Source organism: Ureibacillus sp. MALMAid1270 (genome assembly GCF_049202975.1).
GTDB lineage: Bacteria > Bacillota > Bacilli > Bacillales_A > Planococcaceae > Ureibacillus.
Genome location: NZ_JBMIRP010000086.1, coordinates 1 through 14611, shown reverse-complemented (window position 1 = coordinate 14611; position 14611 = coordinate 1). Strand labels below are relative to the sequence as shown.

16 protein-coding genes and 1 pseudogene are annotated in these 14611 nt (G+C 34.7%); 16 read left to right on the top strand and 1 reads right to left on the bottom strand.

Annotated elements, in window-relative coordinates; all coding sequences use genetic code 11:
• Nucleotides 1-215 precede the first annotated feature (215 nt).
• The 16 genes from ACOQFO_RS11420 (at nucleotide 216) to ACOQFO_RS11345 (ending at nucleotide 14065) form a co-directional block, all read left to right on the top strand.
• Nucleotides 216-959 (top strand): 16S rRNA (uracil(1498)-N(3))-methyltransferase, encoded by a 744-nt coding sequence (locus ACOQFO_RS11420; protein ID WP_421689789.1) that lies wholly within the window; start codon nucleotides 216-218, stop codon nucleotides 957-959.
• A gap of 16 nt (nucleotides 960-975) precedes the next feature.
• Nucleotides 976-2310 carry a tRNA (N(6)-L-threonylcarbamoyladenosine(37)-C(2))-methylthiotransferase MtaB gene (mtaB, locus tag ACOQFO_RS11415; RefSeq protein WP_421689788.1) on the top strand — a complete coding sequence of 445 codons (1335 nt, stop codon included), beginning with the start codon at nucleotides 976-978 and terminating at the stop codon, nucleotides 2308-2310.
• 153 nt (nucleotides 2311-2463) lie between these two features.
• Complete coding sequence (gene deoC / locus ACOQFO_RS11410) at nucleotides 2464-3135, top strand: deoxyribose-phosphate aldolase (RefSeq protein WP_421689787.1); 672 nt, start codon at nucleotides 2464-2466, stop codon at nucleotides 3133-3135.
• A gap of 157 nt (nucleotides 3136-3292) precedes the next feature.
• Nucleotides 3293-3466, top strand: coding sequence for a 30S ribosomal protein S21 (rpsU, locus tag ACOQFO_RS11405; protein ID WP_004227078.1), 174 nt, complete (start codon nucleotides 3293-3295; stop codon nucleotides 3464-3466).
• Between the two features lie 239 nt (nucleotides 3467-3705).
• Entirely contained in the window at nucleotides 3706-4458 is a 753-nt protein-coding gene (locus ACOQFO_RS11400; RefSeq protein ID WP_421689786.1) for an NfeD family protein, read from the top strand.
• Nucleotides 4458-5462 carry a flotillin-like protein FloA gene (gene floA / locus ACOQFO_RS11395; RefSeq protein WP_421689785.1) on the top strand — a complete coding sequence of 335 codons (1005 nt, stop codon included), beginning with the start codon at nucleotides 4458-4460 and terminating at the stop codon, nucleotides 5460-5462. The genes ACOQFO_RS11400 and floA overlap by 1 nt, the downstream gene beginning before the upstream one ends.
• A 35-nt stretch (nucleotides 5463-5497) precedes the next feature.
• Nucleotides 5498-6028: a hypothetical protein gene (locus tag ACOQFO_RS11390; RefSeq protein ID WP_421689784.1), complete on the top strand. Its 531-nt coding sequence runs from the start codon at nucleotides 5498-5500 to the stop codon at nucleotides 6026-6028.
• Between the two features lie 82 nt (nucleotides 6029-6110).
• Nucleotides 6111-6353 carry a hypothetical protein gene (locus ACOQFO_RS11385; protein WP_421689783.1) on the top strand — a complete coding sequence of 81 codons (243 nt, stop codon included), beginning with the start codon at nucleotides 6111-6113 and terminating at the stop codon, nucleotides 6351-6353.
• The gene (locus ACOQFO_RS11380; RefSeq protein ID WP_421689782.1) at nucleotides 6350-7471 is read left to right on the top strand and encodes a sporulation protein YqfD; all 1122 of its coding nucleotides are present in this window, start codon (nucleotides 6350-6352) and stop codon (nucleotides 7469-7471) included. The genes ACOQFO_RS11385 and ACOQFO_RS11380 overlap by 4 nt, the downstream gene beginning before the upstream one ends.
• Before the next feature lie 4 nt (nucleotides 7472-7475).
• Nucleotides 7476-8432: a PhoH family protein gene (locus tag ACOQFO_RS11375; protein ID WP_421689781.1), complete on the top strand. Its 957-nt coding sequence runs from the start codon at nucleotides 7476-7478 to the stop codon at nucleotides 8430-8432.
• Between the two features lie 220 nt (nucleotides 8433-8652).
• A complete protein-coding gene (locus ACOQFO_RS11370; protein WP_421689780.1) occupies nucleotides 8653-10809 on the top strand; it encodes an HD family phosphohydrolase in 2157 nt (718 codons plus the stop codon).
• A 26-nt stretch (nucleotides 10810-10835) separates the two neighbouring features.
• The gene (gene ybeY, locus ACOQFO_RS11365; RefSeq protein ID WP_421689779.1) at nucleotides 10836-11309 is read left to right on the top strand and encodes an rRNA maturation RNase YbeY; all 474 of its coding nucleotides are present in this window, start codon (nucleotides 10836-10838) and stop codon (nucleotides 11307-11309) included.
• Nucleotides 11310-11311: 2 nt separating this feature from the next.
• Complete coding sequence (locus ACOQFO_RS11360; protein WP_421689778.1) at nucleotides 11312-11662, top strand: diacylglycerol kinase family protein; 351 nt, start codon at nucleotides 11312-11314, stop codon at nucleotides 11660-11662.
• Nucleotides 11663-11687: 25 nt separating this feature from the next.
• Nucleotides 11688-12113, top strand: a complete 426-nt coding sequence (locus ACOQFO_RS11355; protein ID WP_421689777.1) for a cytidine deaminase — start codon at nucleotides 11688-11690, stop codon at nucleotides 12111-12113.
• On the top strand, nucleotides 12088-13005 hold the full coding sequence (gene era / locus ACOQFO_RS11350; protein ID WP_421689776.1) for a GTPase Era: 918 nt from the start codon (nucleotides 12088-12090) through the stop codon (nucleotides 13003-13005). The genes ACOQFO_RS11355 and era overlap by 26 nt, the downstream gene beginning before the upstream one ends.
• A 124-nt stretch (nucleotides 13006-13129) precedes the next feature.
• Nucleotides 13130-14065: an NAD(P)H-dependent flavin oxidoreductase gene (locus tag ACOQFO_RS11345; protein ID WP_421689775.1), complete on the top strand. Its 936-nt coding sequence runs from the start codon at nucleotides 13130-13132 to the stop codon at nucleotides 14063-14065.
• Nucleotides 14066-14218: 153 nt separating this feature from the next.
• Here ACOQFO_RS11345 and ACOQFO_RS11340 read toward each other — a convergent pair.
• Nucleotides 14219-14473 (bottom strand): annotated as a pseudogene (locus ACOQFO_RS11340) (transposase domain-containing protein); the annotation flags it as partial.
• Nucleotides 14474-14611 lie beyond the last annotated feature (138 nt).

The following is a 14611-nucleotide window of genomic DNA, read 5'->3' as shown; positions in this document are numbered from 1 at the left end:
TCGAGCTTCTTGAAGATGCCTTAAAAAAGACGAATAAAACGATTCAAAAAATAATCAAAAGTCAACTACAGCAATGGATTGACGGTCTGCCTAACTATATCAAGGCTTATTTGTCGATTTCAGTCTGCGAAGTTTGAGTTAATTACTAACAGCCTCATTTTTTGTTTGGAATTTGGAGTAAACTAAAATATGCTAAAAATCTTCGGAGGATCAAAATGCAACGTTATTTTGTAAATGAAACATTTAATACAGAAAAAGAATTAGTAATCACTGGAGATAGTGCAAGACATATATCGAAAGTAATGCGTATGGAAGCTGGCGAAAAAGTAATTGTTGTTGTAGAAGAGATTGCATACATATGTGAAATCATTTCATTAAGCGATGAGGTTGTTGTAAAACAAACTGGAGAAACTGTTCCCTCTCCTGAAATGCCGGTACAAGTAGACATAGCTTGTGGTCTACCAAAAGGAGATAAATTAGAATTTATCGCTCAAAAGGGAACAGAGCTTGGTATGCATCGGTTAATCCCTTTTAAGGCAGAACGTTCTATCGTGAAATGGGATGAAAAAAAAGGGGAAAAGAAAACCGAAAGAACACAAAAAATTGCTCAAGAAGCTGCAGAACAATCACACCGTACCCATGTCCCTGAAATCTCTAATCCGATTACATTTAAACAACTTCTATCTCTTTTGGAAAATTATGATCATGTGTTTATAGCAGATGAAGAAGATGCCAAGAAGGAAAATCGCACAAGATTTGCGGATAAGCTTAAAAAGGTGTATGATAATAAATCGAAGTCTATTTTATTGATCTTTGGCCCTGAAGGTGGGATCTCACGAACTGAGGCAGAAAGCTTATTAAATGCTGGAGCTGTAACGATGTCACTCGGACCGAGAATTTTACGAGCAGAAACTGCGCCGCTATATGCGCTATCTGCCATTTCATATGAATTTGAATGAAAGAGGTGTACTAGCCTTGGCAACAGTGGCTTTTCATACATTAGGTTGTAAAGTAAACCATTACGAAACAGAAGCAATTTGGCAACTGTTTAAAGAACAAGGATACGAACGTACCGATTTTGAACATCAAGCAGATGTTTATGTTATTAATACATGTACCGTAACTAATACAGGAGATAAAAAATCACGTCAAGTAATACGTCGTGCAGTTCGTCAAAATCCAGACGCTGTTATTTGTGTAACAGGTTGTTACGCTCAAACATCACCAGCTGAAATTATGGCAATTCCAGGGGTAGATATCGTTGTTGGTACGCAAGATCGTCAAAAAATGCTTGGATATATCGATCAGTACCGAGTAGAAAGACAACCAATTAATGCAGTACGTAACATTATGAAAAATCGTGTTTATGAGGAACTAGATGTACCTTACTTTACAGATAGAACACGTGCTTCTTTAAAGATTCAAGAGGGATGTAACAACTTCTGTACTTTTTGTATTATTCCATGGGCTCGTGGATTAATGCGTTCACGTGATCCACAAGAAGTTATTAAACAAGCACAACAACTAGTTGATGCAGGTTACTTAGAAATCGTACTTACTGGTATTCATACTGGTGGATATGGTCAAGACTTTAAAGATTACAATTTAGCCCAATTATTACGCGACTTAGAAGCAAATGTTAAAGGTTTAAAACGTCTACGTATTTCATCAATTGAAGCTTCTCAACTAACAGATGAAGTAATAGAGGTACTTAAAAATTCCAATATAGTAGTTCGTCATTTACATATTCCTATTCAATCTGGTTCAGATACGGTCCTAAAACGTATGAGACGAAAATATACGATGGACTTCTTTGCAGAGCGATTAGAGAAACTAAATGATGCATTACCTGATTTAGCCATTACTTCTGACGTTATTGTAGGTTTCCCTGGTGAGACAGAAGAAGAATTTATGGAAACTTATAATTTTATTGCAAAATATAAATTTGCTGAATTACATGTATTCCCATTCTCTAAACGTACAGGTACACCAGCAGCACGTATGGAAGATCAAATCGATGAAGACGTGAAAAACGAACGAGTACATCGTTTAATTACTTTAAATGATCAACTTGCAAAAGAATACGCATCACGCTTTGAAGGTGAAGTATTAGAGGTCATTCCAGAAGAACGTTTTAAAGAAACAGACCAAGAAAACCTATTAGTTGGACATACTGATAATTATTTACGTGTTGTATTTGAAGGTACAGAAGACATGATAGGTAAGTTAATAAAAGTAAAAATAACAAAAGCTGGTTATCCATATAATGAAGGACAATTTGTAAGAGTTTTAGAAGAACAAGTACAATAAACATAAATCGGTAAAACTTAATAGGGTTTTACCGATTTTCTTTTTAACATACTAAGACATAACACGGAGGAATTTTTCATAAATTCAGATTTTACTTTTTTTGAGTAATAAATGATATGATAAGACGTAGGTATTTTTATTGGAGGTATTATTATGACAACAACAAATTATGCCGCATACATTGACCATACTCTATTAAAAGCGGATTCTACACAAGATCAAATTGAAAAAATTTGTGAAGAAGCACTACAATATAAATTTGCATCTGTTTGTGTTAACCCAACTTGGGTAAAATTATGTGCAGAAAAATTAGCGAATTCAGAAGTGAAAGTTTGTACTGTAATTGGTTTCCCATTAGGTGCAACAACTTCAGAAGTGAAGGCGTTTGAAACAAAAGATGCGATTCAAAATGGTGCTACTGAAATCGATATGGTAATCAATATCGGTGCACTAAAAAATCAACAATATGATGTAGTTCTAAATGATATTAAAGAAGTAGTAAAAGCTGCTAATGGAACTTTAGTAAAAGTTATCATTGAAACATGTTTACTAACTGATGAAGAAAAAGTGAAAGCGTGCGAATTGTCAGTTGAAGCAGGAGCTCATTTTGTAAAAACTTCAACTGGATTTTCAACTGGTGGTGCAACGGCAGAAGATGTAGCTTTAATGCGTAAAACTGTTGGTGAATCTGTCGGTGTAAAAGCTTCTGGTGGCGTTCGAAACCTTGAAGATATGAAGAAAATGATCGAAGCTGGTGCGACAAGAATCGGTGCTAGTTCTGGTGTTGCCATCATGAATGGATTAACATCTAATTCAAATTACTAAGATTTATTAGAAATTCAGTTATTTTTTATAATTATTAAAATGTATTTTATTCTATCTATTGACTGGGCTCATACATTACGATATAATTCTTTAGTACACTAAATGTGAAATGTTCACGGAAGTGTATTGACGTGTGTTCGGAGGGAGGGAAAGAGAGATGTCAAAAACTGTCGTTAGAAAAAACGAATCGCTTGAAGATGCTCTTCGCCGCTTCAAACGTACTGTTTCTAAAAGTGGTACTATTCAAGAGGTAAGAAAACGCGAATTTTATGAAAAACCAAGCGTAAAACGTAAAAAGAAATCAGAAGCTGCACGAAAACGTAAGTGGTAATTTTTCCTGTCAATCCCTACGTTCAAAACACGCAATTTTAGATTTTCTAACTTGTGAAATGACATACCCTAGTATTTGCAACTATGTAAATACTAGGGTATTTTTCATTTATTTTACTTTTTTCCAAAAATGATACGAAATAGTGTAAAATAAAAATAAACGAACTAATATTGAAACTTTTTGCTAATGTAACCGTAAACATATTAAGAGCATTTGGGAAAGGAGGAGAGAATGAAACTATGAAGAAATTAAATTGGTTTCTTTTATTTATATTTGGTTTGTTTCTGATCCCTACAAAAGTATTAGCAGCTACTAATACGGAACCAACTTTTTTTAATCATGTTGCGGACTATATCACAAATCCAGTTGTAGTAACGATTTTACTTTCGATCGCCTGTCTCGGTTTAGTGATCGAATTATTTTCACCTGGATTTGGACTACCCGGGACAATTGGAATATTAGCCTTCGTACTCTTTTTCTATGGCCATATGGTTGAAGGGCATGCAAGTTATGCTTCCATCATTATGTTTATTATAGGGTTTGCTCTTATAATAGGTGAATTATTTATACCAGGTGGAATTGTTGGTGTAATTGGCGCTGCACTTGTTATTATAAGTCTGCTTTTTGCAGGCGAAAGTGTTGTTTATATGGCGTATTCAATTTTAATTGCAATGTTTATTGCAGTAATAGGAATGGTGATTATGATGAAATTCCTAGGGAAAAATTTGCATTTCTTTAGTAAGCTTGTTTTAAGAGATGCAACTACCACTGATGAAGGTTATGTTTCAAATGAAAATCGATATGAATTGATAGGGAAAGTCGGGGAAACTTTAACTCCTTTACGCCCTTCTGGAACAATTCAGGTCGATAAGGAGAGACTTGATGTTGTTTCAGAGGGTAGTTACATCAATTTAAATAAGAAAGTAGAAATTATCCGAGTAGAAGGATCACGTATTGTCGTGAGAGAAATCATTAAAGGAGATGAAGATTAATGGATATTTTTAACGATGCAGGAACACTTAGTTTTATCATTATTGTAGTACTTGCCATTATTGTATTATCTGTATTCTTTACGTTAGTTCCGGTTGCACTGTGGATTAGCGCACTTGCAGCAGGAGTGAAAGTTAGTATTTTCACATTAATTGGTATGAGATTACGTCGAGTAATTCCTTCTCGAATCGTAAATCCTCTTATTAAAGCTCATAAAGCAGGATTAGCAGTAACAATTAACCAATTAGAGTCTCACTATCTAGCTGGTGGTAATGTTGACAGAGTAGTAAATGCATTAATTGCAGCTCATCGCGCAAATATCGAATTACCATTTGAACGTTGTGCAGCGATTGACTTAGCTGGTCGTGACGTTTTAGAAGCAGTACAAATGTCCGTTAACCCTAAGGTAATTGAAACACCATTCATTGCTGGTATGGCTATTAACGGTATTGAAGTAAAAGCAAAAGCACGTATTACAGTAAGAGCAAACATCGAACGTTTAGTCGGTGGTGCTGGTGAAGAGACAATTATTGCCCGTGTTGGTGAAGGGATCGTTTCAACAATCGGTAGCTCCCCAAGACATACAGATGTATTGGAAAACCCAGATATGATCTCTAGAACAGTTTTAGCTAAGGGATTAGATTCAGGTACTGCATTTGAAATCTTATCGATTGATATTGCGGATGTTGATGTTGGTAAAAACATTGGTGCAGAATTACAAATTGAACAAGCACAAGCAGATAAAAACATCGCTCAGGCAAAAGCGGAAGAACGCCGTGCAATGGCTGTAGCACAAGAACAAGAAATGATTGCTCGTGTTCAAGAGATGAAGGCAAAAGTAGTAGAAGCGGAAGCTGAAGTTCCAATGGCATTAGCAGAAGCATTACGAAGTGGTAACTTTGGAATAATGGATTATATGAACTACAAAAATATTCAAGCAGATACTTCTATGCGTGATTCAATTGCCAAAGTAACAAACGATAAACCAGATACAACTCAAAAGTAAAATGATATACAGCCCTATAGAAGGGAGTGTTCGTAATGAGTGGAAGTTTTATTATTTTTGTAATTATTGGGATTATTTTCTCAATTATTTCAAAGAGTAAGGAAGTAAAACAGCAAAATCATAAGCCTATGCCACCATTTAATAATAAGCCTAATACAACGTCTTTCGAACAATATCCAAAACCTAAAGTTGAACCTAGAAAATCAACAACAACCTTTAAATCTTTAGAGGATTTTGCGAAAGAAGTATTTGATCAACTAAACGAGAAGACGAACCAACCTAAAGATGTTTTTACTGGGCCACAATATAAGGAAGTGGTAGTTCAGCCAAAAGCAGAGTCAGTAACGACTGCTGTTAAAGTAGAACCGACTAATCCGAAAAATATTGTAAACAAAAGACCAACTTTAGATGAAAACCGGTCATCCAAAAATACAAACAGAGCAATTCGGAAAGATCCTATCCAACAAAGTGAAATTGGTTCTTACGTCCCGACTTCAAAACAAGCGATGCTTCAAGCGATTATTGCTTCTGAAATAATTGGTCCACCAAAAGCAAAACAAAGATAATGCGTTATATACAAAATAATAAATAATACATCATGTCCCTCTTTCCAAAAGCATATACTTTTGCGAAAGGGGGCTATTTTATTTGAAAAAGTTGTTTCAAACCGAACCTTTAATCGAACTATTCAATTGTAATGAAATGAGAATAATTGGTCAGTATAAATTCTTAGAAGCCTCTGACCAACATTGTGCTTTTAAGTATGAGCAATATCACATACTTATAAAAGCAAAAAAAGTACATATTGATGTGTTAAAGGTGGAAGAATTATTATTACACGTAGAAGATTTATTATCAATCGAAATGAAAAAGCAGGGTGATAAACCATGAGAGTAGACTACCGCCCTGTTGAAATAAAAATTACGAAATCCGATAAAGTTCATCCGTTTATCCAAGCATTGCATAGTAAAAAAGTGAAAATAAAAAACATAGCCTATGCAGATCAATATATTACTTTTGAAATAGCAAGAAAAGATGTAAAAATTGTAAGAGAGACTCGGAAAAAATATAATCTGAAAGTGAAAATTCGTTATTTGCAATCAACGATGATTTTTCAAAGGGAATTGAAAACCTATATTGGTTTACTTTTCTTAATCATCATTCCAATCGTATTTTCTCAATTTATATGGAAAGTTGAAGTAGAGGCAGAAACTCCTGAAGTAAGAGTTGCAGTTGAAAAAGTGATGACTGAGAAGTTAAATCTGAATAGCCCAGTATTTAAAAAGAATCTAGAATCGGATTTTGAAATAAGACAAACCATCATGGAAGATATGCGTGAACTCTCTTGGGTTCATATATTTAAAAAGGGAAGTAAGATAACAATTGTTCCACAATTGGCACCTATTACAGATGTTAAAGAGCAAAAGCCTGAACAGTTAAACCATCTAGTTGCTGCAAAAAGTGGAGTCGTGACTCATTTTGTTTTAACAAGTGGTGAGAGAAGAGTCTCGCCAAATACAACCGTATACCAAGGTGATACTTTAGTGTCAGGGGTTATTACTGTAGGTGATAAATCTGTTACGATCGGAGCTGTTGGAGAAGTTTTCGCAGATTACTGGTTGGAAACGGAATTTACCATACCTAAAAAAGTCCAATACATTTCTTCTACAGAAAGAAAATGGACGATTAATTTTAAAATAAATGACGAAAAGGAGTCTGAACAATCGTTTCGAGAAGTCAATTTACCAGAGTGGCTTTCAAGATTTGTAGAAATCAAGGAGACCCAAAAGTACATTACTTCAACTCAAGAAATTACCGAAGACCAAATCGAATCATTTATTTTGCCACTCTTGCACGAAAAACTATTAAAGTCCTTACCACCAAAAACGGTTATCAAAAAGGAAAACATTTTGCACGTAACATTCGATGGTGATAAAGTGAAAGGGAAAGTCCTATTTTTGGTAAATGAAAACATAGCAAAACCATACCCAATTTCCCAAGGAGAATGATTGAATGTCAGAACAATTATCGGTACTACAAGTTGAAAATCCAAATGAAGCAGTAATGTTACTAGGCATGAAAGATGCAAATATAAAATTAATTGAAGAAACTTTTAAAGTTCAAATAATTACTAGGGGAGAAGTAATACAAATAACTGGTGAAGAAGATGCAAAGAATAATGCAAAAGCACTTGTATCTGAACTTCTTAAAGTAATTAGAAAAGGAATAAATATTGATATTAGAGATGTAGCAACAGCTATAGAAATGGTTAATAAGGGGACAATCGAGTATTTTTCAGAGCTTTATAATGAAGAAATTGCTCGAACTAATAAAGGTACTCCAATTCGTGCAAAAACAATCGGTCAAAGAGAATACATTAAAGCGATACGCCACAAAGATTTAGTGTTTGGTATTGGACCAGCTGGAACGGGTAAAACCTACTTAGCTGTTGTTATGGCAACACAAGCTTTGAAAAATGGACATGTAAAACGTATAATTTTAACTCGTCCAGCTGTCGAAGCAGGTGAGTCATTAGGATTCCTACCTGGAGACTTAAAAGAAAAGGTAGACCCTTATTTACGACCTTTATACGATGCTTTACATGATATTTATGGGGCGGAACAAACGCAAAGATTAATTGAACGTGGGACAATTGAAATTGCACCACTTGCTTACATGCGTGGTCGTACTTTAGATGATGCCTTCGTAATTCTTGACGAAGCCCAAAATACTACTCATGCACAGATGAAAATGTTTTTAACCCGTTTAGGATTTGGATCGAAAATGGTCATTACTGGAGACAAATCTCAAATCGACTTACCAAAAAATACAGAATCAGGTTTAATTGTTGCGGAACGTACGTTAAAATATGTAAAAGATATCCATTTCCAAATTTTAGAGGCAGGGGATGTAGTTCGTCACCCATTAGTCGCAAGAATTATACAAGCATATACGGAGCAAGAATTGTAAACATTTGAATAGGGTTGCGATAGATACCCCTTCAGAAGATACATTGATGACTTAAACGTAATAGTATTGGTAGATTTTTGTTACATTTAGGAATGGGTTGACTTGAAGTTTGCCTTTCAAGTCAACCTCTTTTTGTTAAATTTAGAAGAATTTTATATGAATCAATGAAATTGTTATGATAAATTGGTAAACTAGTATATATATGCTATTGGGGGTGCGTATGGTTATGCACTATAAAAAGTTTTTAAATATCATTAACTTTCGAACATTCTTAGTAATTGTCCTAATTATGACCGGAATCTTACAATTCATTTTAATGTTTGAAAATGTGAGAGGCGTCACATATGATATTGAAACATTTGAATTAGCTCCAGACACCATACGTTCTGCTAAAACGGTTGAAGATACAGTAAAAACAGAAGAAGAACGTGCTGAAGCAGAGCGCTCAGTTGAACCGGTTTATGTATTCAACAAAGAAGCAGCAGAACATAGAATTGAGCTTGTATCATCTATTTTTGAAATTATTCAGGATGTTCGATCAGAGATAGAAAAAAGTAAAGTAACGAATGTATTACCAGAAGGTATGGGAGTTGAAATACAACAACCATCAAAAGAAGCTCAAATACAACAATTAAGAGACAAGTTAACCGAGATAACGGATAGTCAAACCCAACTAATGTTTACCGATGATCACTTATGGTCTTTATTATCAAGTGCAAAATCAGATTTACAAATTGCTAGTAATACTGTCCAAACATTAGTTAAAGAAAAATTAAATCACGAAATTAGAAAAGAACAACTGAATTCATTTAAAAACGAAATTGAAAATGAAGTAAGACAAAATACGAGTATCGACGATTCGTTAAAAAATGCAATTATTGTAATTGCAAGAGGTGCCATCGTCGAAACTGAATTTTTAGATCAAGCTAAAACCGATGAACTTATAAGACAGGCTCGTGAAGCGGTTGAACCTACACGTATTTTACAAGGACAAATCATTGTAACAGAAGGTGAATTAGTAGATCGTGAGGTATACCGTCAATTAGAATTATTGGGAATGTTAGATAACAATGCCTCTTATAATCCAATATTTGGCTTGATAATTCTAATCGTCATTCAAATGTCATTTTTATTTATTTTATTTGATCGTTCAAAAATGAATCTTATTAAAAAACGTAATGCAGTTCTGGTAACATCGATTATCTATTCATTATCGATTATTTTAATGGAATTAATGAGCATAATCGTAGATGAGTTCGATGTGACAGTAGCCTTTCTTTACCCAACAGCGTTGGCTACGATGTTAGTGCGTCTTTTATGTAACGATAAAATCGCAGGTTTGGTTACGATTTTAATCGCCACTTCGGCAGGAGTTATTTTCCAAGAAGGTTATGCTGCGGTACTTCAAATGGATATTGCACTTTATATCATATTTGGTGGATTCGCTAGTATATTCTTTATGCGTAGTATTGAAAAACGTTCTGATTTACTAAAAGCTTGTGCGATTGTAGCTATCATAAACTTAGGATTTATCGCATTTTATCTATTAATGATTCAAACTGAATATGGCTTAATGGAATTATTGTTCTATGGAATTGCTGGAGTTGTATCTGGATTACTTTCTGGAGCTTTAACGATGGGATTATTGCCATTCTTTGAATCAGCTTTTGGATTATTGTCGACAATGAGACTAATCGAGTTATCCAATCCAAACCATCCGTTGCTAAAGAAACTATTAACAGAAACACCTGGAACATATCATCACAGCATTATGGTTGCAAATTTAGCTGAGGCTGCATGTGAAGCAATCGGTGCAGACGGATTGTTAGCAAGGGTTGGCTGTTATTATCATGATATTGGTAAAACAAAAAGACCGGCATTTTTCATCGAAAATCAAATGTCAGGTATAAATCCACATGATTCCTTACAACCGGAAAGAAGTGCAGAGATTATTATTGCACATACTACTGATGGAGCGGAATTGTTAAGTAAACATAAAATGCCACAAGAAATTATTGACATTGCATTGCAACATCATGGTACTAGTACCTTAAAATACTTTGTTCATAAAGCGAAAGAAGCAGGGAAAGAAGTAGACGAATCACTTTACTCATATCCTGGCCCTAAACCACAAACAAAAGAGGCTGCAGTAATTAGTATTGCAGATAGTGTGGAAGCAGCTGTTCGCTCGATGAAAAGCCCGAATAGTGATAAAATACGTAATCTAGTTCATTCGATTATCCAAAGTCGCGTACAGGAGAACCAGTTCGATGAGTGTGATGTATCCATTAAAGAATTAAAAATTATTGAAAAAGCATTATGTGAAACTTTAAACGGAATTTTTCACTCTCGAATTGAATATCCGAAAGAAGACTAACTTTACACAATTTATTGGAGGAAATTATGGGTCTCAATATTGATTTTTTAGATGAAACAAATGAAGTACAACAAGAGCATATCAATCTTGTGGAAAAATTACTCCAACATGCAGCTGAAGTTGAAAATATAGAAGATGGTAGTGAAGTTTCGATTACCTTTGTTACGAATGAAGCGATTCATGAAATTAATCGCACATACCGCGATAAAGATCAACCAACAGATGTTATTTCATTTGCTCTAGAGGAAATGGGAGAAGGGGAAATTGAAATAATTGGTGAAGATATGCCAAGAGTCTTAGGAGATATTATTATCTCAATTGACCGAACAAAAGAACAAGCTGAAGAGTATGGCCATTCCTTTGAGAGAGAACTAGGATTTTTAGCAGTTCACGGATTTTTACATCTATTAGGTTATGATCATATGAATTCTGAAGACGAAAAAGAAATGTTTGGTAAGCAGGATCAAATCCTATCTTCCTTTGGTTTAGGTCGTGATTAACAGTGAATGTAAAAAAGCTCATTAAATCTTTCGGATACGCATTAGAAGGGATTTGGGCTTCCTTCAAACAACAAAATATGCGTATTCATTTGACCAGTGCGCTCATAGTCGTAGTTGCTGGTTTACTAACAAGGCTTTCGACTGTTGAGTGGTTAATAATCATATTAATGATCGCTTTAGTTATTGGAGCAGAAATGATCAATAGTGCAATTGAAAGTGTTGTCGATTTGGCATCGCCAACTTTTCACCCACTTGCAAAACAAGCAAAAGATATAGCAGCTGGAGCAGTATTAATCTTTGCGATTACAAGTGTTGTGATTGGATTGATAATTTTTGTTCCAAAATGGTTTTGAGTAATAATTAGAGAGGTGTCAAACAATGACAATTGATAAAGATACATTATTAGAGCAATCGAAAATTGCACGTGAAAAAGCATACGTACCATATTCAAAATTTAAAGTTGGTGCAGCTCTTTTAGGGGAAGACGGTAAAATCTATCATGGATGTAACATTGAAAATTCAGGTTACAGTATGACAAACTGTGCTGAGCGTACAGCTTTCTTTAAAGCAATATCAGATGGCGTAAGAAAATTTAAAGCAATTGCTGTGGTTGCAGACACAAACGGGCCATGTTCCCCCTGTGGAGCATGTAGACAAGTAATGAGTGAATTTTGTGCACCAGATATGCCAGTATACTTAACAAACCTAAAAGGGGACGTACAAGAAACTACAGTAGGCGAACTTATACCATTTGCCTTCTCACCGGAGGATTTAGATTATGCAGCAGGAAAATCAGAACTATAAATCAGGATTTATCTCAATTATTGGGAGACCAAATGTTGGGAAATCAACATTTTTAAATCGCGTTATTGGACAAAAAATCGCAATTATGTCCGATAAACCACAAACAACAAGAAACAAAATTCAAGGTGTATTAACACGCAGTAACAGTCAAATGATCTTCATTGACACTCCTGGTATTCATAAACCAAAACATAAACTTGGTGAGTTTATGTTTAAAGTGACGAAAAATACATTACGTGAAGTAGATTTAGTCATGTTTATGGTAAATGCTGAACAGGATTTAGGAAAAGGAGACCAGTTTATTCTAGAAATGTTAGAAGGGAACACAACTCCAGTATTTTTAGTAGTAAATAAAATTGACCAAGTACATCCAGATGAATTAGCCAAATTCATCAACAGCTATAAGGATAAGTATCCATTTAAAGAAATTATCCCGATTTCAGCTCTGGAAGGAAATAATGTTGAAAATCTGTTAGAAACAATTGAAAGCTATTTACCAGAGGGTCCACAATATTATCCAGCTGATCAAGTTACGGATCACCCAGAGCGATTTATTATTTCAGAATTGATTCGTGAAAAAATTCTTCACTTAACACGTGAAGAAATACCGCATTCAATTGCAGTAGTAATTGATAAAATTAAGCGTGATGAAGAAAACGAAAATAAAATTCGCGTTCAGGCTACAATCATGGTAGAGCGAGACTCACAAAAAGGAATCGTCATTGGTAAACAAGGTTCACTTTTAAAACAGGTAGGAACACATGCGCGAAAAGATATAGAAATGCTGTTAGGTTCTAAAGTGTATTTAGAACTATGGGTAAAAGTGCAAAAAGATTGGCGTAATAAGCAATCACAATTACGTGATTTTGGATATCGTGAAGACGAATATTAATTTTTATAAACACCTGCAGATATATGAAATCTGTAGGTATTTTTTTATAAAAAAACGAATTTATATAGAAAATCTGTTCATAAAAAGGAATTTCATATCATTTGTTGAAATATTGAGATAAGGAATGGAATTTAAAAAAGGGGGAAACGTCTTGTTTGAGAAATTAAGTTTACCAGTTATTGTTGCGCCAATGTTTTTAGTATCAAGTGTTGAATTGGTGATTGAATCATGTAAGAACGGGGTAATTGGTTCAATTCCGATGTTAAATGCAAGAACGGCTGAAGAGGCCGAGAATATGCTAAAACAAATTAAAGAGGCATTACCAACAGAACCTTGGGCAGTTAATTTTATTGCCCATAAAACAAATAAACGTCATGATTCTGATTTAGAGTTAATCAAAAAATATCAACCACCAATTGTTATTGCTTCTCTAGGTCATCCTGGAAAGGTAACAGAAGCTGTCCATAGTTATGGTGGACTTGTATTTGCCGATGTTGCAACTGTAAAACACGCTAAGAAATCTGCGGAAGCCGGTGTAGATGGATTAATTTTAGTTTCTGCAGGTGCTGGCGGTCACGCAGGTACTTTAAATCCTTTTGCTTTCTTGGATGCAGTTCGAGAGTTTTGGAACGGCTACACAATTTTAGCAGGTGGAATCTCACATGGGAAAGATGTATTAGCAGCTAAGGTTATGGGAGCAGATTTTGCATACATGGGAACTAAATTTATTGCAACCGAAGAAAGTGCAGCTTTTGAGGGCTATAAACAAATGCTAGTCGATTCTTCAATCGAAGATGTTCTATATACTGATGCAATAAGCGGAGTACATGCGAATTTCTTAATTCCAAGTTTACTTAAAAATAATCTAGACCCATCAAATTTAAAACGAAAAGAAGAAATCGATTTTTCTAGTATGGTTGAGGTAAAAATGTGGCGTGACGTTTGGTCAGCTGGGCATGGAGTAACAACGATTAAGTCAATTGAACATGTAGAAGCTGTAGTTAATCAATTGAAGAAAGAGTATGAAGAGGCAAAGTTAAAATTGGTATCGGTAGTTTAAACGGGAATGCCTACTTATGTAGGCATTCTTTATTATTTGGAGTCATTGTGTTGTAAAGACTTTTATATAGTAAGCCCGAAATAAAAAAATAGCGTGCCTTACGGCACCCACGACGATTAGCCTTCAATCCGCTACTTTTTGGATTGAAGGCTGTTATTTTGCACATGTTATTTGAATTGATTTCGACCATGGCATGTAGTCTTGTAAAATATTAGGTTCTTGGTGAATTGGTAGGTTTGGCAGCTCTGTAAATAACTTCACTAGGTATTTATAGAAGTCGATGCCGTTTGCTTTTGCGGTTTCGGCTAGACTCAAACAGATCGCATTCGCTCTAGCACCAGCTTCACTAACAGAGAAGAGCCAGTTTTTTCTACCGATTACACTCGGACGAATCGCATTTTCAGCTGGTTATTCTTAAATTAAAATAACGAGGATTATACCGATCAATTTATTATTCTGTGCTTTATTAAAAAGCCTTGTTAATACAAGAATGCTTTTAATAATGCTCAGAATAATTTTTTTTATTACTCGAATAATATGATGTGT

What these genes read in the sequence shown, in the direction of transcription:
- ACOQFO_RS11420 (WP_421689789.1), top strand. Translation starts at nt 216, where the DNA reads ATGCAACGTTATTTTGTAAATGAAACATTTAATACAGAAAAAGAATTA.
- deoC (WP_421689787.1), top strand. Translation starts at nt 2,464, where the DNA reads ATGACAACAACAAATTATGCCGCATACATTGACCATACTCTATTAAAA.
- rpsU (WP_004227078.1), top strand. Translation starts at nt 3,293, where the DNA reads ATGTCAAAAACTGTCGTTAGAAAAAACGAATCGCTTGAAGATGCTCTT.
- ACOQFO_RS11400 (WP_421689786.1), top strand. Translation starts at nt 3,706, where the DNA reads ATGAAGAAATTAAATTGGTTTCTTTTATTTATATTTGGTTTGTTTCTG.
- floA (WP_421689785.1), top strand. Translation starts at nt 4,458, where the DNA reads ATGGATATTTTTAACGATGCAGGAACACTTAGTTTTATCATTATTGTA.
- ACOQFO_RS11390 (WP_421689784.1), top strand. Translation starts at nt 5,498, where the DNA reads ATGAGTGGAAGTTTTATTATTTTTGTAATTATTGGGATTATTTTCTCA.
- ACOQFO_RS11380 (WP_421689782.1), top strand. Translation starts at nt 6,350, where the DNA reads ATGAGAGTAGACTACCGCCCTGTTGAAATAAAAATTACGAAATCCGAT.
- ACOQFO_RS11375 (WP_421689781.1), top strand. Translation starts at nt 7,476, where the DNA reads ATGTCAGAACAATTATCGGTACTACAAGTTGAAAATCCAAATGAAGCA.
- ACOQFO_RS11370 (WP_421689780.1), top strand. Translation starts at nt 8,653, where the DNA reads ATGGTTATGCACTATAAAAAGTTTTTAAATATCATTAACTTTCGAACA.
- ybeY (WP_421689779.1), top strand. Translation starts at nt 10,836, where the DNA reads ATGGGTCTCAATATTGATTTTTTAGATGAAACAAATGAAGTACAACAA.
- ACOQFO_RS11355 (WP_421689777.1), top strand. Translation starts at nt 11,688, where the DNA reads ATGACAATTGATAAAGATACATTATTAGAGCAATCGAAAATTGCACGT.
- era (WP_421689776.1), top strand. Translation starts at nt 12,088, where the DNA reads ATGCAGCAGGAAAATCAGAACTATAAATCAGGATTTATCTCAATTATT.
- ACOQFO_RS11345 (WP_421689775.1), top strand. Translation starts at nt 13,130, where the DNA reads ATGGAATTTAAAAAAGGGGGAAACGTCTTGTTTGAGAAATTAAGTTTA.